Source organism: Collimonas sp. OK307 (assembly GCF_900113705.1).
In the GTDB taxonomy this organism is placed as follows: Bacteria; Pseudomonadota; Gammaproteobacteria; order Burkholderiales; family Burkholderiaceae_D; genus Collimonas.
Genome location: NZ_FOQI01000003.1, coordinates 206,649 through 232,091 on the forward strand (window position 1 = coordinate 206,649; position 25,443 = coordinate 232,091).

Sequence of the window (25,443 nt, forward strand, 5' to 3'; positions counted from 1 at the left end):
TTAGTAAAAAAATCAGCGTTTTGAAAAGCCACCGTACCGCCCGCTCCTGCATTGTAGCGAGTGCGGCGTATCCCGAAAACTCCAGATTCAACCAATTAAATAAAAAATAACTTTTGGCATTGATCGAATTAGGTCTATGATTACTAATGGTTTCCACACGAAAACTATTTTGGTCGCCATGACTTTTGCAACGCACAAAGTATTCAAATTTTGCGATAGAAAAAGACTCGCTCCGACTTTTGAATTTGTAGTCACCCTCCAAAAAAACTATGAGCGGTTTCTTCAGCATATTTACGCGGCAAGTTGGATTGGCAACTAAACGGATACCAATCACGGCTTTGGCTATGATTTTCGTGATTCTCGTCTGCCTGTCGCTGGCATTCATCGATGGATGGCGAAGCTGGACGGCGCGGAATATTCAGCTGCACGAAATGGCAATTTCCACCTCCAACATGACGCGCGCCATAGCGCAACACGCCAACGATACAATTAGAGCGGCGGACACCACCCTGGTTGGGCTCGTCGAACGCGTGCAAGCAGAGGGTACCGGTCCTCATGCGTTGTTGCGACTACATGCACTACTAGTGATGCGAGTGAATGAGTTGCCCCAACTCCAGGGCCTGTTCATCTATGACGAAAACGGGCGCTGGCTCGTTAATTCGTTACCTGCAACGCCGCCCAATGTTAATAACGCGGATCGGGATTACTTCATCTATCACCGCTCCAATGTTGATCCGAAACCGTATATCGGGCTGCCGATACGCAGCCGATCAACAGGCGTGTGGATCATCACTGTGTCGCGCAGAATCAATCACGCCGATGGCAGCTTTGCCGGTGTCGCACTGGCGACAATCAACATTGACTATTTCGTCAAATTTTACGAGAGCTTCGATATTGGCCGTCATGGCGCGATCGTTCTGGCGTTAAACAACGGTATCATGCTGACTCGCAGGCCGCTTTTAAATGATTACACCGGCAAAAGCATGGCAAACGTCCCTCTATATCGTGACAGCATCTCCAAGAAAGCAGCGGGCACGGTTTTCATCGTGTCGGCCCAGGACGGGGTGACGCGGCTGAACAGTTTTCGACATCTGGATAACTACCCTTTATACGTCTCGACAGCGTTATCAAAAGATGAGATTCTTGCCGATTGGCTGACAGACACTTACGTGCATACTGCAGGCGTAACGGTACTACTCGTCGTGTTGGGCTTGTTAGGATTTCATCTCGTTGGTCAAATCAAGCTACGCTTGAATGCCGAAGCAGAACTCGTTCGAGCGCGGGACGCGTTGGAAACACTCAACCAGACGCTTGAAAGGCTGGCATTGCAAGACGGCCTCACCGGTCTTGCGAACCGCCGTCACTTCGACATTGCGCTAGACAAGGAGTTTAGCCGTGCGATACGAGAGGCGAGTTCATTGGCTCTCGTCATGATTGATGTCGACTGCTTCAAACAATATAACGACATCTACGGTCACGCAGCAGGCGATGAATGTCTGCGAAAGATCAGTGAAGTTGTTAAAACCAATCAAAATCGGCCGGGGGACGTAGCCGCCCGCTACGGCGGTGAAGAACTTGGCGTACTGCTTCCTGGCACTGACGTGAGGGGAGCGATGGCCATTGCCGAAAAGATCCGTCTGGAGATACACAACCTGGGAATCGAACATACCGGTAACTCGGCCGGCGTAGTTACAGTTAGTGCAGGTGTCGATGCAGTCATTCCAGTTCAGGATCACGATAAACCATTAGAACTGATACAGGCCGCAGACAAGGCGCTTTACACAGCAAAATCCAGCGGACGTGATCGTGTATGTGAAAATACCAGCGCCTGCAATTCCCGTGGATCCGCTGCCCAGCAGGATCCGTTCGCCACCGTATAATTTGGCCCAGCAACAGGAATCAACTTATCAACAAAATCAATAACATACAGCATCAATTTGTAAAAAATGGGGAGGCAGTTTAAGAATATCGCGAAACGGCATCCTGCTCTCCCCTATTTCGTACAGTCCATCCCTTAATGAGACTGAAACCCCGCACCAGTTCTACGCTGTTGATTGGCATCCAAAATTGACCCACTTTGCCGCATAATTTGCACACGAAACTGACCCACGTTTAATACACAATCCTGCTCACAACATTGAGTAGGGGGATTGGAGTGATCGACGTGGCATTACTAGGCATTATTCGACGCTGGCATATTCGCGACCAGGTCCCCCTAAGAGAGATCGCCAGGCGCCTTGGCATCTCCAGAAACACCGTCCGACGCTATCTGCGCACGGAAATCACAGAGCCGTCCTACGCGGAGCGGCGTTCGCCCAGTGCAATCGACAAATATGCGTTCCAGTTATCGGCATTATTAAAGACCGAGGCGGCCAAATCACGCAAGCAACGGCGCACATTGAAACAGATCCATGAAGACCTGAAGGAATTGGGTTTTGAAGGATCTTACGACCGGGTCGCGGCTTTCGCGAGGGTATGGCGGGCGGGTCAAACTGACCAGGTCAATTCAGCAAGCAAACGAACAGCCATATTAGATTCCTCTCTCCGCACCAGTTCGGCCATATCGATAACAACGGGATCCGATGGCAACGGTTGTTACTGAACCACCGGTGGATTGAGGCTATCAAAGCTGGCAGTTTCGCAAACACGATCACGGCCGCCTGATTTTGCCGCATAGAGCGCTTTATCTGCGGCTTTTATCAGTCCTATCGGCTTATCCAGATCCTGAGGGATGAGCGCGTCGACGCCAGCACTGACCGTGACCACGCCGACCGAGTTGCCGGCGTGTTCAATTCGCAGGTTGTGTATCTCTGTACGGATTTTTTCGGCAATAGCCATGGCTCCGCGCACGTCAGTACCTGGAAGAAGTACGCCAAGCTCTTCACCGCCGTAGCGTGCGGCCAGGTCTCCAGGCCGATTTTGACTGTTTTTGACAATCCTGCTGATTTCCCGTAAACATTCGTCGCCTGCCGCGTGTCCGTAGAGGTCGTTATATTGTTTAAAGCAGTCGACATCAATCATTATCAAGGCCAACGAACTTGCATCTCGTATTGCGCGACTAAATTCCTTGTCCAAGGCAAGATCGAAGTGACGCCGGTTCGCAAGCCCGGTGAGACCGTCTTGCAGCGATAGCCGTTCGAGTGTCTGGTTGAGCCCTTCCAGCGCATCGCGTGTACGTATCAATTCGGCTTCAGCATTCAAACGCTGCTTGATTTGACCGACGAGATAGAATCCAAGCAAACCCAGCACAATAAGTAGTATCGCCGTCCCCACCGAATGCACGTAAGTATCGACCAGCCAGTCTGCAAGGATTTCATCTTTTGACAGCGCGGTGGCAACGAATAACGGGTAATGCTCAAGATGCCGGAAGCTGTTCAGTCGTTTCACTCCGTCCTGAGCCGATACGATAAAAATCGTGCCAGTTGGCCTCTTCGACACATTCTCACGAAACAAGACGGTATTTGCCATGTCCTTGCCGACGGAGTCCGTCAAAAGCGGGCGGCGCGTCAACATGACCCCGTTATTTAACCCCAACACGATTGCACCGTGACGGCCAATATCGAAGCTATCGTAAAATTTGTTGAAATAATCCATGCTGACGGTCGCCAGCGCCACACCGGCAAAGCTGCCATCGGCATGATTGATTCTGCGCGACACCGTGATGATCCAGGTTCCTGTTGATCGGCTGCGTATGGGGAGTCCGATATACGGCGTGGAATCAAAATGAGTGCGATGGTAAATGAAATAATCCTGGTCCGAGTTATTCATATTGGCTGGCGTTGCGGGTAATGCATTCGCAAGCCAGCGGCCGGTTTCGTCATAAATGAATAAGCCCTGGAGTTGAGGTAACTCATCAACTCGCTGCAGCAACAACAGGTGTAACCGTTGCCGGGCGGCAGGGCCGGTACCATCCGTCTGCACACGTTCGACAAGACCCACCAGGGTCGTGTCGGCCGCTTTAATCATATCGTCGGCGTGCTGTGCCATGGCACGCGTCATGTTGGAGGTGGAAATCGCCATCTCGCGCAACTGGATGTCCCGCGCCGTCCAGCTTCTCCATCCGTCAATGAATGCCAGTGACAAGCAGACCAGAATCACGAAAATCAGTGCCAGTGTCGTGATGGAGATCCGCTTGGTCGCCAATCCCACTTGCCGCGTTAGTGTGTCAAGAAGACCGCTCATAGTTTTTTTTGCGTAATCACGGCAAATTCATGAATCCGCTTTACTCCTTTTTAGCGCAACGGCAAGGGCTTGAGTCCAGGCATTTGCTTGTATTTCCACTAAGAAATCTTTGTTGATCATAAACCTTCAGAGGCCGATGTCACTAGCGATTTGTTAATTAATTGCGTGAATCGAATTACAAAATTCTTGGCGTTTAGCGAAGCGTCGCACGACGCTCAGTTTTGGGCTTCGTCTTGTAATGACTATCGGATCAACGATTAAACAGGCGAAAATTGATTCTGTATGGCAATATATGTTAGCTGTGGTCGAGCGCCTGAATTGACATGGATTAACACTCGCGGTCGCCTGGGACATGCCAAATTCGACCTGATGTTTTTTGGAGGGGGGCGTTATGAATTCAATTCCATTTGAAAAAGTCTCGGTCGTGGAAGCAAAAGCCGTACTCGATGCAGAGCGGCAGACCAAACATGAAAAAAACTGGGAGCTTTTACGCCGCTTGCTGGGGCCTGCGGATGTAAACATGCAGGAGCGAACATACGAATGGCTGCTGTCGCTGCCCACGGAGACGTGGCCTTTATGGCTGATCAAACACCATCCGCGTATTGCTAACCAGTTTGCCGATGTCTGGCAGCGGCGCTCTGCTTGCGAAAAACTGTTTTCTGAACTTTTGCTGGATCAGAGAGGTACGCGTAAAGGTTTTCCTAAGGAAGTGTCGCGTGAGATCATGGTCTTGAAGCTGTATTTCGACGGAACGGATGTTTAACAACTGCATGGGTACTCAATCCATGCAAATCGAACTCGCCAAGACGTTAGCATGCGCATCATCCATTTCATGGGGCGAGCTACCATGTTCGCTATGTGCGTTTGGGTTCTTCGTCCACCCTTGCATCGCTTTCATTGTCCGGAACAAAAGGGCCTTGCATGCGCATCTTGGCATGCCTTTCCCCGTTTTCGCCGCCGTACGCCTTGATATAGAAGTAGATGCCGAGCGCCGGAGCGCCGATCACCACGATAAGAGTAACGATCGAGTGCCAGTCTTGCATTTTTATCTTCCTCATTCAAGGCTTGCTAACTTCGGTTAGGTTTTGTCAATGTCAGTCGATTTGCTCCAGACCATGAGGTAAATGCTACTCTCTCTGGGTGCCATGTGCATTAGCAGAGCTTGCAAGCCAATCCCGTACCTGTTCTGCCACCCAATGTCCGGCATCCAATGTAAGGTCATGACCGGCCGTGGCCTGGGTCGCCAGGGCTGCCTGCCATTGATGCGCCAGCTGCTGCGAACAACGTGAATCGATCAGCCGGTCCGCGCTACCGGCGAGAATCAGTAGCGGCGCCGCGGGTGCCTGCGCGGGCACGCGATAGCGGATTGCCGCGTATAGCTGTCGCAGGGCGTTCTGATGTGTGACCGGTTGGTCGTGTTGATAACTGATCCAGTCAGCCAGCACATCGGCCTGCTGCGCATGCTGATTGCTGGTCAAGCGCAACAGGAGACGTTCCTGCCGCCCGATATTGCGGTTAAGCAGACTCGATAATCCAAGAGCGAGCAGCGCCGGATAATTGCGCAGCCTCAGGCGCCGATAGAATGGGTTGACAGGACGTAAGCTGGTATTGAGCAGGACGCAGCCAGCTATTTCATCCGGATAACGCATGGCCCAATCGGTCGCAACCATTCCCCCCAAAGACAAGGCAAATAAATTATAGGGCGGCGTGATATTCCGGCTCAAGAGCTGCTGTCGGCAGAAATCGGTCATATCCTCCACTCGCGCCGGACTTCTGAGTGCGTGCAAACTGCCATTGCCGGGTAAATCGAGAAGCGTGATGTCAGCCTCCGGCACCATCGAACGGAACAGGTCTGGAAATTTTCCCCAGTGCCGCGTCTCCCGCATCAGCCCCCGCAGAAACACCCATTTACTCATGATGCATCTCGTGTTGCTCTTGCTCTTGCCGTTCTTGTTGCCCTGCACTGCCTGGCATCCAATACTGGTGAGCGCCGGCGGCCCTGGTAAGGAAATCGAGCCATACCAGATGGCTGCGCAACACGCGATGCAAACGCACGGGTGATTTGGGATTAAACATGCCCTGGCGGGAAAACAGCTGGCGCGGATTTTCTTTTACCCAGCGCCAGGATCCCATCTCCAGCGTGAGCGGGAGAAACACACGGTCACTGCTGGCCGGTACTTGCTGGTAGAGGTAGTCCCACAAATCGCCATGGGTCAGATACTGACAGTTTTGCGCCTCGAACAAATAATTGTGTTCCCGGTAGGTTTGATTAAACAGATCCTTGAGAGCCAGAACTTGCGGCAAGTGCCGGATTGGCGTCCTGCTGTGCGCATAAGGAAACCAGATCCGGTCCTTCAATCCGAAGCCGGAGTGGCAATCCAGCGCGATGCTGAATTCACGGCTCAGCAGCTCTTGCTGCACGACGCTGCACAGTGCCTGCGCTTCGGCTTCCATCGGCGCATCGCATACCCCTCGGTACCACGGCAAACGAGAGCTGATGCGTTGGCCGCCGAGCAGGAAAAGGACTTTTTCACTGGCATTTATGGGTGCATTGCGCATCAGGTCCACGCCTCTCGGATTGCAGCGGGTACTGTCCCACATCCCTGCAGGGTTTACCAAAGGCATGAAAATCAAGCGTACCGACGCCAGTTGGTGATGCAATGCCGCATCCCATTTCAAGCGTGCCAGCAAGCTGCGCAAAAAGGCCAGGAGAACTCGGGTGCCGATGCGTTCGAGACCATGCACGCCGCCGAAGAAACCGACCGCCGGCGCCGCCGGATCTTTGCTGCCGACAGACAGGACATAGACCGGGAAATGATGGCCCTTCAATTCGATTTCACACACGGACCGGCTTTCCAGATAAGGTTGCCCCTCCTGAATAATGCGTTCCAGTTCAGTCAATTCGGGCAAATTGAAGTCCATTTCCGCGCCTCCGCTGCCCCGCTTACAGGATGAATCGGAATCGGATCGGGGCAAGGAAACTTTTGCTCCTTGTTTGAGGCATTGTCAAGGGGGTATCTAAAAACTGTGCCCTCATCGTGGCTAGTCTGGCGCAATCAATTTACCTGCTAAAATTTCCACCTTGTCAGAACAGCAGGTTTCCATGTCCACTTACGCCTTCCGTATCCTCAACGTCTTTGCCGAATCCACTTTCGGCGGCAATCAGCTATGCGTATTTGAAGACGCGCGTGGCATGGATGACGCCACCATGCAGGCCCTGGCGCTGCAGTTCAATCTATCGGAAACCACATTCATCCTGCCTTCCGAGCGTGCCAACGCCCGTGTGCGCATCTTTACTCCCGGTTATGAAATGCGGTTTGCCGGCCACCCTACGCTGGGCACCGCGCATGTGGTGCGTGACCTTGCCAATACCGGCGATGCACTCTCGTTGGAATTCACTGCAGGAGTGGTTCCGGTATTAGCCGAGGGCGATGTCTGGACTTTCACTGCACCGCAACCTGGCGGACTAAAGACGGCCGCGGCAAATCTGACGCAAGCCGGGATGGCCGCATTACTCAGCTTGAACGAAGACGATTTGCTGGCCGCGCCTTTATGGATCGACACCGGCACCGATCAGCTGCTGGTCGCGCTACGCAGCACAGATGCTGTGCGCCGCGCCCGTCCAGATAGCGCGCAGATCGATGTTTGGCCTGAAAGCAGCCTGGAACGCAAGACCGTGTATGTGTTTGCTTTCGATCCGGATCGCTCTGGCCTGGTCGTATCTCGCTATTTCTTCGCCAAGCAAGGTGGCGGTGTAGTTGAAGATCCCGGCACCGGATCGGCTTGCGCCAATCTTGGCGGCTGGCTGATCGCCAATGGCCATCCGCTGCCCGCCGAATATCAAATAGAACAAGGTGAGGCGGTGCAACGTCCCTGCCTGTTGCGGCTCAAAGTGACGGCCGACTCCACGATTCAAGTGGGCGGTAAAGTCATCGAAATCGGCCGCGGCAAGATCAGCCTGTAGCGCTCAACCCGAACGATCAGGCCCGCGCCTGCGACCAGCGCCGATAACGCCGCGTCAGGCGCCGGGTGCGCATCTGATCGATGATCAAGGTCAGCAGCGCCGAATGATTGCCGGTTTGATTCCCGGCTGCCACGCGGCTGGCGCCAAGTAAGCGCAAACGGCGTTTTACCAGGGCCATACGCGCCACTGCCGCCATGACCTGATCCTTCCACTCAACTTGTTGGCTGCGGGCAGTCTGGTCACCGCCGGCCAGCCATTGCGCAGGCAAATCGGGCACTATCGCCAGCGCCGTAGCCATCCCTGCCACCGCTACTCCGCTGGCCAGCACCTGCTCCGCCACCGCCTTGCGGCTGATACCGCCGGTAGTCATTACAGGCATATGGGCGACGGCGGCCAGCTCCTTGGCAAACTCCAGGAAATACGCTTCGCGCGCCAGGGTATGGCCATCTGCGGTGCGTCCTTGCATCGCGGGACTTTCGTAGCTGCCACCGGACAGCTCGACCAGATCCACTTGCAATTCATTGAGCCACAGGATGACTTGCCTGGCGTCGTCCTCACTAAAACCGCCGCGCTGAAAATCGGCGGAGTTGAGTTTCACCGCAACGCAAAATCCTGCCGTGACGGTGGCCCGCACCGCGCGCACCACTTCCAACAGCAAGCGCGCCCGGTTTGGCAAACTGCCGCCCCAGTCATCCTTGCGTTGATTACTCAAAGGCGACAGGAATTGTGAAATCAGATAGCCGTGTGCGGCGTGGATTTCGACCCCGGTAAATCCGGCCCGCTCGGCGGCAGCGGCGCTGGCGGCGAAGCGCGCGATGACTTCCTGGATCTCAGCATCATTCATGGCTTTGGGCTGTACGAAGAGCTTGCTGTGCTTACCCATGTCCAACGCCAACGCTGATGGCGCCCAAGCAGTGCCGCCCATGGCTGCCATCACCTGACGGCCCGGATGATTGAGCTGCATCCACACTTGTGCGCCCTTGTGCTTTGCCGCCTGGGCCCATTGCGTAAAGGGTGCCAAGGGCGTCTCGGCTTCCAGCACGATGCCGCCCGGGCCGGTCAGCGCCCGGCCGTCGATCATGACATTACCTGTAATAATCAAGCCGGCGCCGCCGTCGGCCCAGGCGCGATAAAGCCGATGGATGGCGGGGCCTGGCAACTGGCCGCTGTCGGCCATGTTTTCCTCCATCGCGGCTTTGGCGAGGCGGTTGGGCAAGACGCTGCCGTTCGGCAGTTGCAAAGATGAAAACATGGTTGAAGTCATGGCGGGTCCGCTTGCAAAGGGTGGAAATACTGTATCCTAAGCTTGAAGTCAACTTGAAGGTCAAGCACTATGAAGATTGGTGAACTGGCGGACAAAACCGGCATGGCTTCCTCAGCCATCCGCTATTACGAGCAAAGCGGCTTGCTGCCTAAAGCTGAACGCGGCGCCAACGGCTATCGCGATTACTCCGAAGCGGCCGTGGAACGCCTGCGTCGGATCCAGATGGCGCAAAGCCTGGGGTTTTCGCTAGACGCTATCCGCAGCGTATTTGCCAGCCATGAGGAATTATCGAAAGACGATCTGCTGCGCAAACTGGATGGGCGGCTGCAAGAGATAGAACAGCTCATGAATTCGCTGCGTGAGCAGCAGCAACATTTGCGCGCCCTGCGCACCACGCTGCGCGAAACCTGGGCGGAGGGGGAATGCCTGAACACCAGTTCTTTGATAAACGGCAAGCTTGCCAGGAAAGAGAAGCACTAAGGTGATTGCAGGTGACTGCTGCTATTCGTCCTCGTATTCCGAGTACTTGCGCGCATCGCCACGTACTTTATCGGCTGGATATTTAAGCCGGTTCAGGATCATTTTTTCTGATACGGCGACGCTGAGATCGACATCGAGTTTGTCGGCCAGGCGAATCAGGTAGACCAGTACATCAGCCATTTCATGCCGGACCTGCTGCAACTTGGCTGGATTGAGCTCATCGCCGCTGCCGGTCGGCAGCCATTGAAAATGTTCAAGAAGTTCGGCCGCTTCGACGCACAGTGCCGAGGACAGGTTTTTAGGGGTATGAAATTGATCCCAATCGCGTTCGGCGACGAATTGGCGAATTTCTTCGCGTAAGCGGGAGAAATCACCTTTTTCAGATTGATCGGCCATGACAACGCTCCGTTTTAAGTTTTCACCATCATATAGGTAGTCGGCGCTCTATATCCATATCACCGATCTGCTCCAGATAGCTCCACGGATAAATCCCACGGTTGTGGCCGTCTTCAAAAAATAACCTTATTCCGTAACTGCCGACAGCTTCAACCGCCTCGACCTTGAATGCAGGCTCAGCGTCCACCGGCGGCAAATCCTGTTGACGATCGCTACAGCAATCCCCGCACCTGCAGGCCAGGCGCAGTTTCCTGCCCGTGATCTGCAGGCAGCTGCCATCAAGCCGGATAATCTCAAGCAGATTGCTGTTGCGCAGATAACTTAGCGTGTCGACCTGTTTCATTAAATTGACGTAGTGTTAATCTGCTGTATTGCCAGGCGTACGGATTTTCTGACTTCCGGATCCGGATCGGCTTGATGTTTTTCCAATTGGTCCAGCGCCAAGCCGGAGCCGATTTCCCCCAGCGCCAGCGCAGCTTCCTTGCGCAAGTTGCTGATCTGGTGCGCCAGCAGCGTTAGCAACGCTGCTACCGCTGACGGATTACGTAATCGTCCAAGGCTACGTGCGGCACGCAGGCGAACTTGCCAGTAGGCGTCCTGCAGGCTGTCGATCAGCGGGTCGATCGCCGCCGCCAGACGCAGCTTGCCTATCGTGGTTGCCGCTTCTTCGCGAACTTGCCATGCCTCGTCATGCAATCCCTTCAATAACGCAGGCAAATCATTTTCATCGCTGGCGTAACCCAGCGCTCCCACTGCCGCGCGACGCACCTCGGCATCGCTGTCGCTGTATAACAAAGCCTGCAACGACGATAATGCTTGCGGATGTTTCAAATAACCGAGCACAGCTACCGCTTCACGTCGGACCATCGCGTCCTGATCCGACAGTGCGGTAATTGCAGGTTGATAGCTAGCCATCACTCGTAAAGGTTTCAGCGCACGCAGCGCGGATGCCCGCACCTGCGGCAACGGGTGCGAAACAGCAGGCAGAAGATATGTCGCGGATGAAGTCAGTTTCAAGTCGCCCAGGCTGTCCGATGCGGTATTGCGGACTTCGGCATCTTCGTCGCCAAGCAGGTTCACCAAGGCGGCCACGCCCTGCTCGCATTCAAAGGCCTGCAGCGCAGCCGCAGCCTCACGACGCACCGGCGGCGATGCATCGTTCAGGGCGCTGACAAACAAGTAGACATGCTCGTCGCCGGCAAGGTCGGTCAGATCGAGGATAGCGATGCGCCGGATTTCACTGTCCGGCGATTGCAGCCTTGCACTGATGACTTGAAGCTCAGGTGTTGCGTCGGCAGGATGGCTCAAAAGTAGTTCCTTCATGAATATGTGACCGTGGTTCATATCGCGAATCGTAACTGCCTCGCGTGGATCACCCCGAGCGGGCTGAGCCGTTCCAGGGACAGCATGTCGCGCTGCGGATGCAGCAGTGCGAGGCAACGCGCCTTGAGTGCGACGAAATCGGCAGAGGTCACCAGCTGGTGACTGCGCGGCCGCGTGAAATCGATATCCAGTTCTTCGATAATGCGACCGGGATGCGCACTCATCACGAAAAGCCGGTCTGCCAGAAACAATGCCTCATCGATATCGTGGGTAATGAAAATGATCGAGGTGCGGATCGACGACCATACCTGCAACAACAGTTGCTGCATCATCAGCCGCGTTTGTGCGTCGAGTGCACCAAACGGTTCATCCATCAGCAATACCTTGGGACGATTGATCAGCACCCGCGCAATTTCCACCCGTTGCTGCATGCCGCCCGACAGCTGCGCCGGATACGAACGTTCGAAACCCGCCAGGCCAACCAGCTCCAGCAACTCCTGCGCACGCCGGTTGCGCTCGGCACGTTTGACGCCTTGCATCTTGAGCCCGAAGGCGACGTTGTCGAGCACGTTCTTCCACGGGAACAACGTATGGTGCTGGAATACCAGGCCGCGGTCCGGATGCGGTCCGTTGACCGTATCGCCATCCAGCCGGATGCTGCCGGCGGCGCTGCTCAGATGGCCTGCGATGGCGCCTAGCAAAGTCGATTTTCCGCAACCGGACGGGCCCAGCAGACACACCAGCTGGCCAGGCTCAACCGTGAACGAGATATCGCAGACGGCATCGAACGCACGCTCGCCGCGCCCCAGCCGGATATGCAACCGGTCGATGGCTAGTTTGCCGCTTGCTACAGGATTCATTGCAGAATTCATTGCAGGATTCGTCATTTTCTCTTCTCCTGCAGATACCAGGGCATAAAGGCCGTACCCAGCCAGCGGATCAGGGCGCTGCTGCCCATTCCCAGCAAGCCGATGAACAACATGCCAACCACGATCGCCGGATAATTTTGCACGGTATAAGAGGCCCAGGTGAAATAGCCGATGCCGTATTGGCCGGAAATCATTTCTGCAGTCACCAGGCAAAACCAGGCGGTCCCCATGCCGATCGACAAACCGGTGACGATGCTTGGCGCTGCCGCCGGGAAAACCACTTCTGAAAATATGGCGCGCTTGCCGCAGCCCAAACTCTTGGCGGAAGCTATCAGCCGCGCATCGATCCCGTCCACGCCGTGGATCGTATTGAGCAGGATCGGAAACAACGCCCCGAGGAAAGTGATAAAAATCATCGACATTTCAGACGACGGAAACATCAGGATCGCTAGCGGAATCCACGCCACGGCGGGTATCGGCCGCAACACTTCCAGCGGCGGCAAAAAGCTGTCTTCCAGCAGCTGCGAACGTCCGATCAACAGCCCGAGGGCAATACCGGCTGCCGCAGCAATACCGAACCCCGCAAACACGCGCAGCAGGCTGCTGCCCACATGCTGCAGCAATTTCGGTGAATGCAGGAACTCCCACGCCGCCGCCGCTACTTCGAGCGGCGTCGGTACATTGCTGAAGGTGACCAGGCCCAGATCAAGGCGATGCCCGGCGGCCCATTGCCAGGCCAGCACGCAGACGACGAGCGACACCAGTTTCAACAACGGCCGCGCGATAGCCGGGCGTCCGACTGGCAATCGCCATGCGGAGCGCAAAATGAAGGCAGTCATATGTTCGTCTTCAGACTGCAGCCCGGGCAGCGGCATACTCGACGATCTTGCCGCCATGTTGCTTGATCCACGTTTCGGCCGTCTCTTTCAACAGGAACGCATTGATCTCTTTTCCATTGACGACGTACCAGCCGTCGCTGGCAAACAGCTTCAATCCATTACTGCGATCCGTGCCGTAGATTACGCGGATTTTCTTGCCGCTCTCCTCCAGCCCGGAGAGATCGAGGAATGCCGACTCCGGCGACGCATAGTTGCGCACGCGTGCCTCTCCCTGGACCCAGATCTGGGCAAGGCGCTGCGTGTCCTCGATGGTTTTGCCGGTGCGCGCATCTTTTGCCGCTTTTTCCGCGAATGGCTGCTTCGCATAGTTTTTCAGTTGCGCTTCGTAATTCAGGCTGGCTTGCTGAAAGGCGGTGCGCACGTAGCGATCATCGATGAAAGCGTTAACGTCGAGGTCACTGTCGACACGCTTCAGCAAACGCAAGGTTTCTATCGCGGTCTTCAGCGCCTGGCGATATTCGGGCTTCCAGCTCAGGTCCCGGGTCTGCAAACCCTGCGGCCCGTGAAACAGGTAAATCACTTCGGCATCGATACCGGTATTCCGGGCCACCAGTTCGCTGTATTTTTCGGGCTCTGCCGCAAACAAGCGGTCGGCTTCGATCGCCGCACGTTCGAACGCGACGACAATTTCCGGATATTTACGCGCATATTCGGCATCCGCCAAAGTGCCGTGGAAAGTGGCGGCATTGGCTTGCGAGCCATCGTATATCTTACGTGCATAACCACGGTACGGAAACAGCTCGGCAAACGGCACAAAGTCGGCGTGGGCGTCGATCTTGTTGGCTTGCAATGCCGGCCCCGCAATTTCAGGCGCCTGGGTAACGATGGTGATGTCCTTTTCCGGATCCCAGCCTTGCGCCTTCACCGCGCGCAACAGCAAACCATGCGCGGTGGAGGCGAACGGCACGGAAATGGTCTTGCCTTTCAAATCCGCCAGCGATTGCACCGGCGAGGTCCTGGGGACTACGATACCGTTACCGCTGCCAATGGTGCTGCCGGATAAGACATTGATGAAAACACTCTTCCTGCCGGCTTTTTGAAACGTGGCGCCGTTCAATGCGCCGGGGAAATCGGCCATCGATCCGATATCAAGTTTTCCGGCTACCATTTCACTGGTCAGCGGCGCGCCGGAAGTGAAATTTTTCCATTCGATCTGATAATTTACATCCTTGTACTTGCCATCGTGCGGCAGGTATTTCTCCAGCAATTTCAGTTCGCGTATCAATACACCGCCGGTGGCGCAATTGACGGTTGTATCCTGGGTACCGATTGCCACGCGGATGGTTTCCGCCCGGGCCGCTCCGGATGCCAGCACGAACAAAACCGACAGCGCGCTCATGGATCGATTCAAATGCATATTTGTTTCTCCCTATATGGCTTGGTGTAAAAATTTTAGACAGCGATGACTTGCGCCGGCATCAGCGCAACAGATATGGAATATCGACATGCACGGCACCGGTCGGACAATCCTGTTCACATGGCATGCAGTACCAGCATTCGTCGAATTTCATGTAAGCCTTGCCCTTGATCATGTCTATGGCCAGCACATCGAGCGGGCAAACGTCGACGCAGACTGTGCAGCCTTTATGGGCAATGCATTTATCTGCATCGACCGTGACCGGTACGCTGGATGGGCTGAAAGCTAGCGGCATGGTTGTCTCCTAAATGACTATCGATGGTTCTGGCTTTGATTCGTCTTCGACCTTGACGCGCAGGTGCCGGTAGGCGTCTTTTTCCTGCTCGTCCAGTGCGACGATGTATGGCTCGATCGGGCGCTTGAAGCAAGTCATGCGACCGTTTTCCCGCTTCACCTGGACATGGACAAACCAATCCTTGTCGTTGCGCTCCGGGTAATCGACCCGATCGTGATACAAACCCCACCGGCTTTCTGTGCGATACAGCGAGGCGCGCGCCGCCATCTCGGCGCAATCCCGGATCGCATGCACTTCCATCGCCCGCATCAGCTCATGCGGATTGCTGGCAGAAAGGCGTTCCAGATCCGTGCTGATGGCTTCGAAGCGGCTCAGCCCGATCTCCATCTTGCGCGTCACCTTCGGCGGTTGCAGGTAGTCGTTGACCATGCGCCGCAGCTTGTATTCGACCTGCGCCGGCGGCAAGCCGTCAGTACGCGACAACGGCGCCCAGACGCGGTTTCTCTCTGTTTCTACCTGTTGCTGGTCGAGCTCGGCCAGCTCGTGCCCGGCGCAACGCCGCGCCGCGCTTTCTCCAGCCAGCTTGCCGTAGACGAAGGCACCCAGCATGTAGTTGTGTGGAACGCATGCCAGGTCGCCGGCGGCATACAGGCCGGCCACCGTGGTTTCCGCATGTTCATTGACCCACACCCCGGATGCCGAATGGCCGCTGCACAAGCCGATTTCCGAAATATGCATTTCCACCATCTGCTCCCGGTAGTCGGTTCCACGCCCGGCGTGGAAGCGGCCGCGGCTCGGGCGTTCGTTGGTATGCAGGATAGTTTCTATGGTGCTGATGGTTTCTTCCGCAAGGTGATTCAACTTGAGGAACACAGGCCCGTTGCCGCCTTGCAGTTCGCGATAGAACTCCTTCATCATCTGGCCGCTCCAGTAATCGCATTCGATGAAACGTTCGCCCTTACTGTTGGTGGTATAGCCACCGAACGGCCCGGTGACATACGCGCACGCAGGACCGTTGTAATCCTTGATCAAGGGATTGATCTGGAAGCACTCTATGCCGCTGAGCTCGGCGCCGGCGTGATACGCCATGCTGTATCCGTCGCCGGCATTGGTCGGATTTTCATAGGTACCGAACAAGTAGCCCGAGGAAGGCAAACCAAGGCGCCCCGCCGCACCGGTGCTGAGGATCACCGTCTTGGCGCGCACCACATGAAAATCCGCGGTGCGGCAATCGAACGCCATCGCGCCGGCGATGCTGCCGTCTTGCGCCAGCAATAGCCGGGTGACTACCAGCCGATTGGAAATCTCGACCCGGGTGCGCTTTAGGCGGCGATACAACACTTTCTTGATGTCGTGGCCTTCCGGCATCGGCAGTACATAACTGCCCATGTGATGCACCTTGCGCATCGCATAGTCGCCGGTTTCATCCTTTTCAAATTTGACGCCCCAGCGATCCAGTTCTTCTATCATCGAAAAGCTGTTTTCGGCATACGCCATTACCGTCTTTTGATTGACGATGCCGTCGTTGGCGATCGTGATTTCCTTCACATACTGGGTTGGCGTGGCGTGGCCCGGAACCACTGCATTGTTCAAGCCATCCATCCCCATCGAAATCGCGCCGCTGCGTTTGACATTAGCCTTTTCGAGCAGCAGTACGCGCAGCGCGGGATTGGCTTCCTTGGCTTTGACTGCGGCCATCGGCCCGGCGGTGCCGCCGCCAATAACCAGCACGTCTACGGTTTGTATATGTGTTTGCATGGTGTTCCCGGTTATTCACAGGCGGTGCTGCGCTTGCTGCGCGTCTTGTTGTCAACCCTGCGCACAGGCGATGGCGAAGCTGTGGCATCAGCTGCCTTGCGCTCGATCTGTAAGCGGTATTGGAAGGCGTCGCCGCGGAAGTACAGGTATTCGAAGTCCAGCGGCGTGCGGTCGGCGCGATGCGTCAAGCGCTGTAGGCGCAGCAACGCCGTGCCTTCCGGCACACGCAGCGCATGCGCCAGGGTGACATCGGCCAGCAAGGCGTCGATTTGCAAATCGGCATGGCCCAGCGCGATGCCGTAGTCATTCTCCAGTATCAGAAAGATGTCCCGTGTCGCCAGGTCTTCCTTGCGCAAACGTTCACCGATTTCCTGCGGTAAGTAAGTAATCTCAAGGGAAACCGGCTCGCGATTCAAAAAGCGGATGCGCTTGATTTCGGTGATAGGTGCGGCGGCGCTCAACCCGAATTGCCGCGCCACCTTGGGCGGCGCGTCGATGATTTTGTGGCTGGTTACCTGATTGTAGATTTCATAACCCATGCGCGACATCGCTTCTGCAAAACCTTCCAGCTGCGTCAGTTGCTGGAAAGCTTTCGGCTTCGATACGAAGCTGCCCTTACCGGGAATCTTGAAGATCACGCCTTCCTTCTGGAGATCGCTCAATGCCTGGCGGATAGTGATGCGACTGACGCCGAAAATCGCGCTCATCTCACTTTCCGCAGGCAGTTGGGCATGCGGCGCATAACTGCCGTCCAGTATGCGTTCTCGCAAATTCTCCTTGACCTGGGTATACAAGGGAACCGGCGACAGCTCCAGCGTACGAAAATTTTTCATGATGCATTCCCACCTGTTATGACAGGTTATGTCGATGCACTGGATGCTACGGAGAATGCCGTATGGCGTGAACGAATCTATTTACAGATGCTTATGCGAAATTCCAGCTACAGCTACCCATGCACAAGGCGGCAGCAGTTTTTTCGACGCTTGAAAAGATGCCTATTTTGCAAGCACTTCCGTCGCAACGACCTACGTGATATAAGTTGGTTGCCAGCTTGCTTGCCGGAATTTGTTTTCGACTGTAAATTTGTGAACTGACTTGCCGCCAGTGATTGACCGTGACGGCAATGACCGAACCATCATCTCGGTTGAGGATGCATATGGACATGAGCGCAACAATCGGCATGCGGCCAGAGCCAATCCGCCGCGTGACCAAAATTTATGCGGCTTTCCTGCTTGCCGCCTTCGCACTATCTCCCGCTGCCATGATTGGCTACCTGTATTTCTTCCAGGATCCGGCGCTCAAATTCGACAATCACCTGTTCCATGAAATTGCCATTGCTGCGGCCACCCTTGAAGGTCTTTTCGTTACCTATGTGAGTTGGCGCTGCTATCGGTCGTCCGGCGAACCTATGCTGCGCTGGCTGACCTTGGGTTTTCTCGGGTTTACCCTGATCTATGCCCTGCACGGCGCGTTTACCGGCATGGCGCATCACAATATCTGGCTATTCCTGCTGTACGGTCCGGCATCCCGCCTGGCGATGGCGATCCTGCTGCTGATTGGCTTACTGTCGTTCAACCTGGAAGCGGACACGCCTGAACAACGCGTCAATCCGCGTTCATGGCTGATATGGGTAGCGGTGTTCCTGCTGATCGATATCGCGGTTGCAATTCTCGCCTACTCGCCAATTGCCGGTAATCCGGCGGTACGCCTGACGATGGAAGGCGGTGCGTTGTTCTTTTCCGCAGTCAACATCACTATCATGCTGGCCGGGCGCATCCGCTCGCCGCTGATGACGATTTTCGGCATTTCGATCGCCTTGTTCGGCTTGTCATCGTTGGCCTTCATCCTCGGCCGCCCGTGGAATCATATGTGGTGGCTGGCCCATGCCATCTTTGCCGGCGGCTTTTTCTTCCTCAGCTACGGCATCATCCAGGCATTCCACACCACCCGTTCATTCTCCAATATCTACAATCAGGAAGAAATGGTGAATCGCCTGGCGATGTCGATGGTGAGGACAGAAAACGCGCTGCAAGAATTGAAGCATAGCAACCAGATGCTAGAGCATCTGGCATCCACCGATCCTTTGACCGGCGCTTCCAACCGGCGTCATTTTATCGAATGCGTAGACGCTGAAATCGCCAGGGCAAAACGGGACAATCTATCGTTTTCCCTGTTGGCTCTCGACCTGGATAATTTCAAGGCCATCAACGATCATTACGGCCATCAGGTGGGTGACGAAGTATTGCAGGGCTTCGTGCAGAAATGTCTGGAAGAGATCCGCCCTTATGACGGTGTGGCGCGCATGGGCGGCGAGGAGTTCATGATTTTACTGCCCCAGGCAACGCTCGAGGTGGCAATGGCAATTGGCGAACGTATCCGGTCGGCCACGGAAAACACCGCGTTTACCAGCGTCGCTGTGCCGAAAGTGATACTCACGGTGAGCATTGGCGTTTCGCAGTTCGGCCACGATGGCAATACCATCGATACGATTTTCCGTGCCGCGGACGAGCGTCTTTATCGCGCAAAAGATCATGGCCGTAACTGCGTGGTTACGACATGAGATGTTACTAGTGCAGGCTTGACCTGATATTTGCTGTACGTGGTTTTGCCACGGGTGAAAACCCGGAAAGCCTCAGACCACTCAAGGTACGAGGCTTCCACTATATTCATTTTTTTTGCACTGCCCAGTTTCCCTCAGCCATCTTGCAAGCTGGTATCGACAAAGTCTGATCCTGGCCTTTTGCATGAAGCGCAATATGTATTCTGCGACAGATCCTGGCATCTGTCTTGACCGTGTCCGCAGCACTCAACTCAGCCTGAATGGCCACAGAATTACCGAGACCTTCATTGGTCCATTGCTGCTCCTCGCCATCCCCTTTATTGGTCAGAACACTATCGACAGCTGCGACGAGCGATGTCTTGTCTTTCGGTTTCAGATAGGTCATCGGCGTGTCATTCAAAAACCGCAGGTTTGCAGCATGAGAGGCGGTAATTAAACAACCAGCTAAAACGACACTCGCTAAAAACGGCAGTTGCTTACGCATTTTGATTTCTCCATATAGCATATTGGGCGATGAATTATTGCATATAATTCATCAGGGCGAGATACCAAGTGGACGGATCAACCGGCGCCGGTGTTGCGATATTTGCCTATGCCTATCCCGAAAATACTGGTTTGATGAGTCTTGCTTTTCACCACCCGCAGCTTTTTGCTGGGGTCCAATAACGTAAACCGCTCTCTGATGTCAGCTTCGCTTGGCAGCGAATTTGCGCGCCACCTGATGATGTCGATGCCGGCCTTTTTCAACGCCTTGTACTTTTGCTCATCTTCTTTACTGAGGGTCTTGTTGTTATGATTCTTGGTATCTATTTCAATTACCGCAACCACGTCACTGGCTTTATCGCAAATCACGAAATCCAGATTCTTCGATGTCAGGGTATCCAGGCCGCCGCTATCTTTGGTGCCTAGGCAACGGCTCAAGCCGACTTGTGCCAGCACCATGTAATCCGGCAGCGCACCGACCAGCCGCCAGTACATGACTTGGTCATTGTTCGACAAAGGCTTTTTCTTGATGTATTCACGACGCTTCTGCTGGGTCGCCTGCTTCTCCCGAGTTAGCATGGCGATAACCGCCATGACAATGATCGTGAGCGCCGTCAGTGCAATGATTGCTTTCATTATTATGTCCCCCTGGTTGAATGCAGCGGCCATTATATTTCCATATGGAAATATAATGAAGCCAAAAATGCGATGCTAACAGTGGGTTTGCTCTAATCGCGGACACAAACCAGGCATGCCCGGAGACTGGCGGAGGAAGGGGGCGTAAGATGTCGATCTTGCCCTTTAAACCCTGTCGGCCCGCTGAATCGGGCTGACAGTATCAGGCTGAACTGTTACTCGCTTAATCCGAAAATCGCGTCGTAGCCGTTCTTGGCGCGATCGGCTTCGTCCAATTCATTGGTCAAGCCCAGGTCTTCCAGCTCTTCCGATGCATTGACGAACTGCTTATCGCTGGAAGCGCCGATAACGCGGTAGATTTCTTGCTTTGCATTGCGGATGCCGAGCAATATCTGCTCTTGCCGGACAACGTTCAACTCTACCGTCTTGATCAGTAGATTGGTCATGATATCGTGATCGAATTCGGGGATATCCTTATCTCCGACTAGTGCTGTTTTCAATCTGTTCCTCTTGTACTCATTGATAAATATTGCTGCAGTTGCGATTGCTGCAGTTGCGATTGCTGCAGGTGCATTTGCTGCAGGTGTGCGATTTTACTAGGTCTGGCGTTTTGCTGTCGTCGCACTCCGCGAAGCGCCTGATCTGTTTCTGACCAGGCCTCGTGGAGAGGGTTCCTGCGTTTTCCGACCTATTCCTGATGGTAGCGCGTTACCAGTTCGACTTCGCTCTTGGAACCGAGGAAGACCGGCACACGCTGATGCAATTTCTCCGGCTGGATATCCAGGATCGCCTGCTTGCCGTCAGTGGCAGCGCCACCAGCTTGCTCGACGATGAAAGCCATCGGGTTGGCTTCGTACATCAGGCGCAACTTGCCTGGCTTGTCCGGTTCACGCGCATCGGCCGGGTACATGAAGATGCCGCCGCGATTCAGAATGCGATGGACGTCAGCGACCATCGATGCGATCCAGCGCATGTTGAAGTCTTTTTGACGCGGACCGGTGCTGCCGGCCAGCATTTCGTTGACGTAACGCGTGACCGGCGCATGCCAGTGGCGAGCGTTGGAAGAGTTAATCGCAAATTCCTTGGTCTCGGCCGGGATTTGCATGTCGCGCTGGGTCAATACCCACGAACCCATCTCACGATCCAAGGTAAAGCAATGCACGCCGTTACCGGTAGTCAGCACCAGCATGGTTTGCGGGCCGTACACAGCGTAGCCGGCAGCAACCTGCTTGCGGCCTGGCTGCATGAAATCCTGCTCAGTCGGCGAACTCATGCCATCCGGTGCTTTCAGCACCGAAAAAATGGTACCGATAGAGACATTGACGTCGATATTGCTGGAGCCGTCGAGCGGGTCGAACAACAGCAAGTATTCGCCTTGCGGATAACGGTTTGGAATCGGATGGATGGATTCCATTTCTTCCGAAGCCATGGCGGCCAGGTGACCACCCCATTCATTGGCTTCCAGCAGGATTTCGTTGGAAATGATATCCAGTTTTTTCTGCACTTCGCCTTGCACGTTCTCGCTGTCAGCGCTGCCCAGCACTTCACCCAGTGCGCCTTTGCCGACGGCATGGCTGATGGTTTTGCAGGCGCGGCCGACTACTTCGATCAGCAGGCGCAGTTCTGCCGGAATGCTGTTGTGCAGACGTTGCTGCTCTATCAAATGCTGGGTAAGACTGATACGTTTCATATTGCTCTTTCTTTATTGTGGCTCTTCACTGTCTGGTCACTATCAGCCGCGGAAAAACCCGCGACTGAAAATAAAACTTGCAGTGAAATAAAAAAACTCAATTGGCTAGCGCTTTGCCGATGACTTCAAGTACATCCTTCGATAAGTTCGGTGCCGCTGCGACGCGTTGCAAAGCGGTGCGCATTTTTTCCTGCAGCGCTGGCGCATATTTGCGCCAGCGATCCAGGCTGCGCGCCAGGCGTGCCGCAACTTGCGGATTTACACCGTTAAGTGCGATCACCTGGTCTGCCCAGAATTCATAACCGCTGCCGTCGACCGCATGGAAATTGACCGGATTGCCGCTGCAGAAACTAAAAATCAAGCTGCGCGCACGGTTCGGGTTTTTCAGCGTGAAGGCTGGATGTTCCGACAAAGTGCGGATAGCCGCAACATCGGCAGTGTAAGCCGTAGCCTGCAGGGCGAACCACTTGTCGATGACCAGCGCTTCCTGTTCGAAATCCTTATAGAATTTTTCCAGGGCTGCAGCCTTCCCCGGCGCGCTGCTGTTGGTCAGCGCGACCAGTGCGGCCAGGCGGTCGGTCATGTTGTTGGCGTTATCGTATTGCTGCTGCGCCAGCGCATGCGCATCGGCATCGTCGGCCTGGATCAGATACGCCAGCGCTACGTTCTTCAACGCGCGCTTGCCGGACGCTTTTGCGTCAGGGCTGTAAGCACCTGGAGTCTGATTCGCGTGATATGCCGCCAGCAGGTCATCCTTGAGCGCCAGGCCCAGTTTGCCGCGCAGGTATTGACGCGACCGGTGGATCGCTTGCGGGTCGATCACTTCGGTCTGCTCTGCCAGCAACGCTTCCGATGGCAGCGTCAAGGCTTGCTCGCGGAAAGCGGCGTCAAGCGATGCGTCATTGAGTATCAAGCCGAATGCCGTACCCAGGGCGCCGCTATTGGAGGCTGCATTGTTCAAGACATCTTGCAGCGCCAGCACGTGGCCGGCTTGCGAGGCATCCTGCACCGCAGCGGTCAGCGCCAGCAAGCTGCGCGTAGCCAGGCGCTGACCGGCTTCCCAGCGGTTGAAGGGATCGCTGTCGTGCGCCAGCAGGAAGGCCAGCTCGGCATCACTGTATTCGACATCCAGCACTACCGGTGCGGAGAAATTACGCAGGATCGACGGCACCGGTGCTTCGGCCACATCGACGAAACGGAAAGTCTGCTGGGCTTTGGTCAGTTCAAGCACACGCGTGGTTTCAGCGGCGGTGCTACCTTTGCCGTCGGTGCTCAGGCGTAGCGCCATGTCCTTGCCGTTAGCGTCGAGCAGGCCGACCGCAACCGGGATATGGAATGGCAATTTCTTGGCCTGGCCAGGGGTCGCGGCGCAGGTCTGCGACAGTGTCAGTTCATAGGTTTTCTTGGCGGCGTCGTACTTGCTCTGCACTTGCACCCGCGGCGTGCCGGCCTGGCTGTACCAGCGTTCGAACTGGCTCAGATCACGCCCGTTGGCATCCACCATCGCGGCACGGAAATCGTCGCATTCGACTGCCTGGCCGTCGTGGCGTTCGAAGTACAGGTCCATACCCTTGCGGAAGCCGTCACGGCCAAACAAAGTCTGGTACATGCGCACTACTTCGGCTCCCTTTTCATAAATCGTGACGGTGTAGAAATTATTGATCTCGACGTAGGAGTCAGGCCGCACCGAGTGCGCCATCGGGCCAGCGTCTTCAGGGAACTGCGCCTGGCGCAAGACGCGCACATCATCGATCCGCTTGACGGCGCGACCGCTGTCGGTACCGACCATGTCAGCTGAAAACTCCTGGTCGCGGAACACGGTCAAACCTTCTTTCAGGGACAGCTGGAACCAGTCGCGGCAGGTGACGCGGTTACCGGTCCAGTTGTGGAAATATTCGTGGCCGACCACTGCTTCGATATTGGCGTAGTCGACATCGGTGGCGATACGCGAATTGGCCAGGACATATTTGGTATTGAAAATATTCAGGCCCTTGTTTTCCATCGCGCCCATGTTGAAATCGCCGACGGCAACGATCATGAAACGATCCAGGTCAAGCTCCAGGCCGAAGCGCTCTTCATCCCAGCGAATGCTGTTGATCAGCGAATCCATGGCGTGCTGGGTCTTGTCGAGGTTGCCGTCTTCTACCCAGACCTGCAACAAGACTTCGCGGCCGGATTTCAATGTGTATTTTTGTTCCTGGCAAACCAGGTTGCCAGCTACCAGCGCAAACAGATAAGACGGTTTCTTGAACGGGTCTTCCCATTTGGCGTAGTGGCGGCCATCGGCGAGGTCGCCCTCTTCGATCAGATTGCCGTTCGACAGCAGCACCGGATATTTCTTCTTGTCGGCGCGCAGCATGACGGTGTATTTGGCCATCACATCGGGACGGTCCGGGAAATAGGTAATCTTGCGGAAGCCTTCAGCTTCGCACTGGGTGAAGAAATTGCCGTTGGACACATACAAACCCATCAACGACGTATTTTTTTCCGGACTGGTCAGCGTTTCAATTTCCAGCACGACCTTGGCCGGCGCCGATGCGATACGCAATTTTCCCGCTTCGAGCTGGTACTGGCCAGGTTTCAGTTGCTTGCCGTTGAGGCGCAGCTGTACCAGTTCCAGCTCTTCGCCGAACAGGACGATTTCCTTGCTGCTGCTGGCAGGATTGCGGTGCATCGTGATGCGGGTGGCGATACGGGTCGCTGCCGGATCGAGGTCGAAACCCATGTCGACGGTGTCGACCAGGAAGGCGGGAACGGTGTAATCCTTACGAAGGATAGCGAGTGGTGTGGCGGAAGTATCTGTGCGCATGGAAGTAGTCTGGTGACGGTTAATTTTAATAACTGCGATTGATAACTACGGTTGATAACTATGGCTGGTAACTACAGTCGGCAACTAAGTGGGTCTGCTAAGGATCGCTCAGTGACTTGGTTAATAATTCGGGCAGACTGTGATTCTACCAATCAATGCGTAAAGCTTCATGTAATTTGCAGTGGAATTGCCACGGGATTGCCACCTTTTCGGCAATCTGGCGCTATCAAACCGCAAATATGGCCTTGTCGTGCAAATTCGTTAAAATTGTCATAAAATCACTAATTCGTTTCTATCAAGCTGTGTGCCGGCCGCCAAGGTTACAGAGTGTGACAAAGCGATAGAGCAACACTATGAGGACTTGGCTAAAATAGACATAGTCCAGCCAGATACACTAGCCAGCCAGAATTGACGCTGCCAGCACCAGATGCCCGCCTATCAGGCAAGCTACGGAACTGGCCAGCACATCCCCCACGAA

The 25,443-nt window shown here is 55.1% G+C and carries 24 protein-coding genes and 1 pseudogene; 6 read left to right on the plus strand and 19 right to left on the minus strand.

The window, feature by feature from the left end; translation table 11 throughout:
• Window positions 1-269: 269 nt before the first annotated feature.
• Entirely contained in the window at window positions 270-1,880 is a 1,611-nt protein-coding gene (locus BM205_RS06540) for a sensor domain-containing diguanylate cyclase (protein ID WP_092413677.1), read from the plus strand.
• Window positions 1,881-2,155: 275 nt separating this feature from the next.
• A pseudogene (locus BM205_RS06545) lies at window positions 2,156-2,482 on the plus strand (helix-turn-helix domain-containing protein); the annotation flags it as partial.
• 113 nt (window positions 2,483-2,595) lie between these two features.
• Here the strand turns inward: BM205_RS06545 and BM205_RS06550 are convergent.
• Window positions 2,596-4,182, minus strand: a complete 1,587-nt coding sequence (locus BM205_RS06550; RefSeq protein ID WP_092413679.1) for a sensor domain-containing diguanylate cyclase — start codon at window positions 4,180-4,182, stop codon at window positions 2,596-2,598.
• A 391-nt stretch (window positions 4,183-4,573) separates the two neighbouring features.
• Here BM205_RS06550 and BM205_RS06555 point away from each other — a divergent pair, with 391 nt between their 5' ends.
• The gene (locus tag BM205_RS06555) at window positions 4,574-4,945 is read left to right on the plus strand and encodes a hypothetical protein (protein WP_092413681.1); all 372 of its coding nucleotides are present in this window, start codon (window positions 4,574-4,576) and stop codon (window positions 4,943-4,945) included.
• A 91-nt stretch (window positions 4,946-5,036) separates the two neighbouring features.
• Here BM205_RS06555 and BM205_RS06560 read toward each other — a convergent pair whose 3' ends face one another.
• The 3 genes from BM205_RS06560 to BM205_RS06570 form a co-directional block, all read right to left on the minus strand.
• Window positions 5,037-5,225, minus strand: coding sequence for a hypothetical protein (locus BM205_RS06560; protein WP_092413682.1), 189 nt, complete (start codon window positions 5,223-5,225; stop codon window positions 5,037-5,039).
• An 84-nt stretch (window positions 5,226-5,309) separates the two neighbouring features.
• A complete protein-coding gene (locus BM205_RS06565) occupies window positions 5,310-6,098 on the minus strand; it encodes an alpha/beta fold hydrolase (protein ID WP_092413684.1) in 789 nt (262 codons plus the stop codon).
• On the minus strand, window positions 6,091-7,104 hold the full coding sequence (locus tag BM205_RS06570) for a M14 family zinc carboxypeptidase (RefSeq protein ID WP_092413686.1): 1,014 nt from the start codon (window positions 7,102-7,104) through the stop codon (window positions 6,091-6,093). Before BM205_RS06570 ends, BM205_RS06565 begins: the two co-directional genes overlap by 8 nt.
• 181 nt (window positions 7,105-7,285) lie before the next feature.
• Here BM205_RS06570 and BM205_RS06575 point away from each other — a divergent pair, with 181 nt between their 5' ends.
• Window positions 7,286-8,146 carry a PhzF family phenazine biosynthesis protein gene (locus BM205_RS06575; protein ID WP_092413687.1) on the plus strand — a complete coding sequence of 287 codons (861 nt, stop codon included), beginning with the start codon at window positions 7,286-7,288 and terminating at the stop codon, window positions 8,144-8,146.
• A gap of 16 nt (window positions 8,147-8,162) precedes the next feature.
• Here the strand turns inward: BM205_RS06575 and BM205_RS06580 are convergent, their stop codons facing one another.
• On the minus strand, window positions 8,163-9,410 hold the full coding sequence (locus BM205_RS06580; RefSeq protein ID WP_217646026.1) for an NADH:flavin oxidoreductase/NADH oxidase family protein: 1,248 nt from the start codon (window positions 9,408-9,410) through the stop codon (window positions 8,163-8,165).
• 69 nt (window positions 9,411-9,479) lie between these two features.
• On the opposite strand from BM205_RS06580, the gene BM205_RS06585 reads away from it, so the two are divergent.
• Window positions 9,480-9,890: a MerR family transcriptional regulator gene (locus BM205_RS06585; RefSeq protein ID WP_092413689.1), complete on the plus strand. Its 411-nt coding sequence runs from the start codon at window positions 9,480-9,482 to the stop codon at window positions 9,888-9,890.
• A 21-nt stretch (window positions 9,891-9,911) separates the two neighbouring features.
• On the opposite strand, the gene BM205_RS06590 is transcribed toward BM205_RS06585, so the two are convergent.
• The 9 genes from BM205_RS06590 to BM205_RS06630 all read right to left on the minus strand — a co-directional run bounded on the left by BM205_RS06590 (window position 9,912) and on the right by BM205_RS06630 (window position 17,620).
• The gene (locus BM205_RS06590; RefSeq protein WP_092413691.1) at window positions 9,912-10,286 is read right to left on the minus strand and encodes a nucleotide pyrophosphohydrolase; all 375 of its coding nucleotides are present in this window, start codon (window positions 10,284-10,286) and stop codon (window positions 9,912-9,914) included.
• Window positions 10,287-10,314: 28 nt separating this feature from the next.
• Window positions 10,315-10,629 (minus strand): DUF971 domain-containing protein, encoded by a 315-nt coding sequence (locus tag BM205_RS06595; protein WP_092413693.1) that lies wholly within the window; start codon window positions 10,627-10,629, stop codon window positions 10,315-10,317.
• Window positions 10,629-11,609: a HEAT repeat domain-containing protein gene (locus BM205_RS06600; protein WP_092413805.1), complete on the minus strand. Its 981-nt coding sequence runs from the start codon at window positions 11,607-11,609 to the stop codon at window positions 10,629-10,631. The genes BM205_RS06595 and BM205_RS06600 overlap by 1 nt, the downstream gene beginning before the upstream one ends.
• Before the next feature lie 17 nt (window positions 11,610-11,626).
• Window positions 11,627-12,496: an ABC transporter ATP-binding protein gene (locus BM205_RS06605; RefSeq protein ID WP_254783773.1), complete on the minus strand. Its 870-nt coding sequence runs from the start codon at window positions 12,494-12,496 to the stop codon at window positions 11,627-11,629.
• A complete protein-coding gene (locus tag BM205_RS06610; protein ID WP_092413807.1) occupies window positions 12,493-13,317 on the minus strand; it encodes an ABC transporter permease in 825 nt (274 codons plus the stop codon). Before BM205_RS06610 ends, BM205_RS06605 begins: the two co-directional genes overlap by 4 nt.
• Before the next feature lie 10 nt (window positions 13,318-13,327).
• Window positions 13,328-14,734, minus strand: a complete 1,407-nt coding sequence (locus tag BM205_RS06615) for an ABC transporter substrate-binding protein (RefSeq protein WP_092413695.1) — start codon at window positions 14,732-14,734, stop codon at window positions 13,328-13,330.
• A gap of 61 nt (window positions 14,735-14,795) precedes the next feature.
• A complete protein-coding gene (locus tag BM205_RS06620; RefSeq protein ID WP_092413697.1) occupies window positions 14,796-15,029 on the minus strand; it encodes a 4Fe-4S dicluster domain-containing protein in 234 nt (77 codons plus the stop codon).
• 9 nt (window positions 15,030-15,038) lie between these two features.
• Complete coding sequence (locus BM205_RS06625) at window positions 15,039-16,787, minus strand: fumarate reductase/succinate dehydrogenase flavoprotein subunit (protein WP_092413699.1); 1,749 nt, start codon at window positions 16,785-16,787, stop codon at window positions 15,039-15,041.
• Between the two features lie 11 nt (window positions 16,788-16,798).
• Complete coding sequence (locus BM205_RS06630) at window positions 16,799-17,620, minus strand: GntR family transcriptional regulator (protein WP_092413701.1); 822 nt, start codon at window positions 17,618-17,620, stop codon at window positions 16,799-16,801.
• Between the two features lie 329 nt (window positions 17,621-17,949).
• Between BM205_RS06630 and BM205_RS06635 the strand changes: the two genes are divergently transcribed.
• Window positions 17,950-19,347 (plus strand): GGDEF domain-containing protein, encoded by a 1,398-nt coding sequence (locus BM205_RS06635; RefSeq protein ID WP_254783774.1) that lies wholly within the window; start codon window positions 17,950-17,952, stop codon window positions 19,345-19,347.
• A gap of 106 nt (window positions 19,348-19,453) precedes the next feature.
• On the opposite strand, the gene BM205_RS06640 is transcribed toward BM205_RS06635, so the two are convergent.
• The 5 genes from BM205_RS06640 to pepN form a co-directional block, all read right to left on the minus strand.
• Complete coding sequence (locus tag BM205_RS06640; RefSeq protein WP_092413705.1) at window positions 19,454-19,831, minus strand: RT0821/Lpp0805 family surface protein; 378 nt, start codon at window positions 19,829-19,831, stop codon at window positions 19,454-19,456.
• Window positions 19,832-19,908: 77 nt separating this feature from the next.
• Window positions 19,909-20,466, minus strand: a complete 558-nt coding sequence (locus tag BM205_RS06645; RefSeq protein WP_175511186.1) for a DUF2726 domain-containing protein — start codon at window positions 20,464-20,466, stop codon at window positions 19,909-19,911.
• A 215-nt stretch (window positions 20,467-20,681) separates the two neighbouring features.
• Entirely contained in the window at window positions 20,682-20,966 is a 285-nt protein-coding gene (locus BM205_RS06650) for a hypothetical protein (protein ID WP_092413709.1), read from the minus strand.
• A gap of 188 nt (window positions 20,967-21,154) precedes the next feature.
• Window positions 21,155-22,156, minus strand: coding sequence for a class 1 fructose-bisphosphatase (locus BM205_RS06655; protein ID WP_092413711.1), 1,002 nt, complete (start codon window positions 22,154-22,156; stop codon window positions 21,155-21,157).
• A gap of 97 nt (window positions 22,157-22,253) precedes the next feature.
• Entirely contained in the window at window positions 22,254-24,965 is a 2,712-nt protein-coding gene (gene pepN / locus BM205_RS06660; protein WP_092413713.1) for an aminopeptidase N, read from the minus strand.
• Window positions 24,966-25,443: the final 478 nt, after the last annotated feature.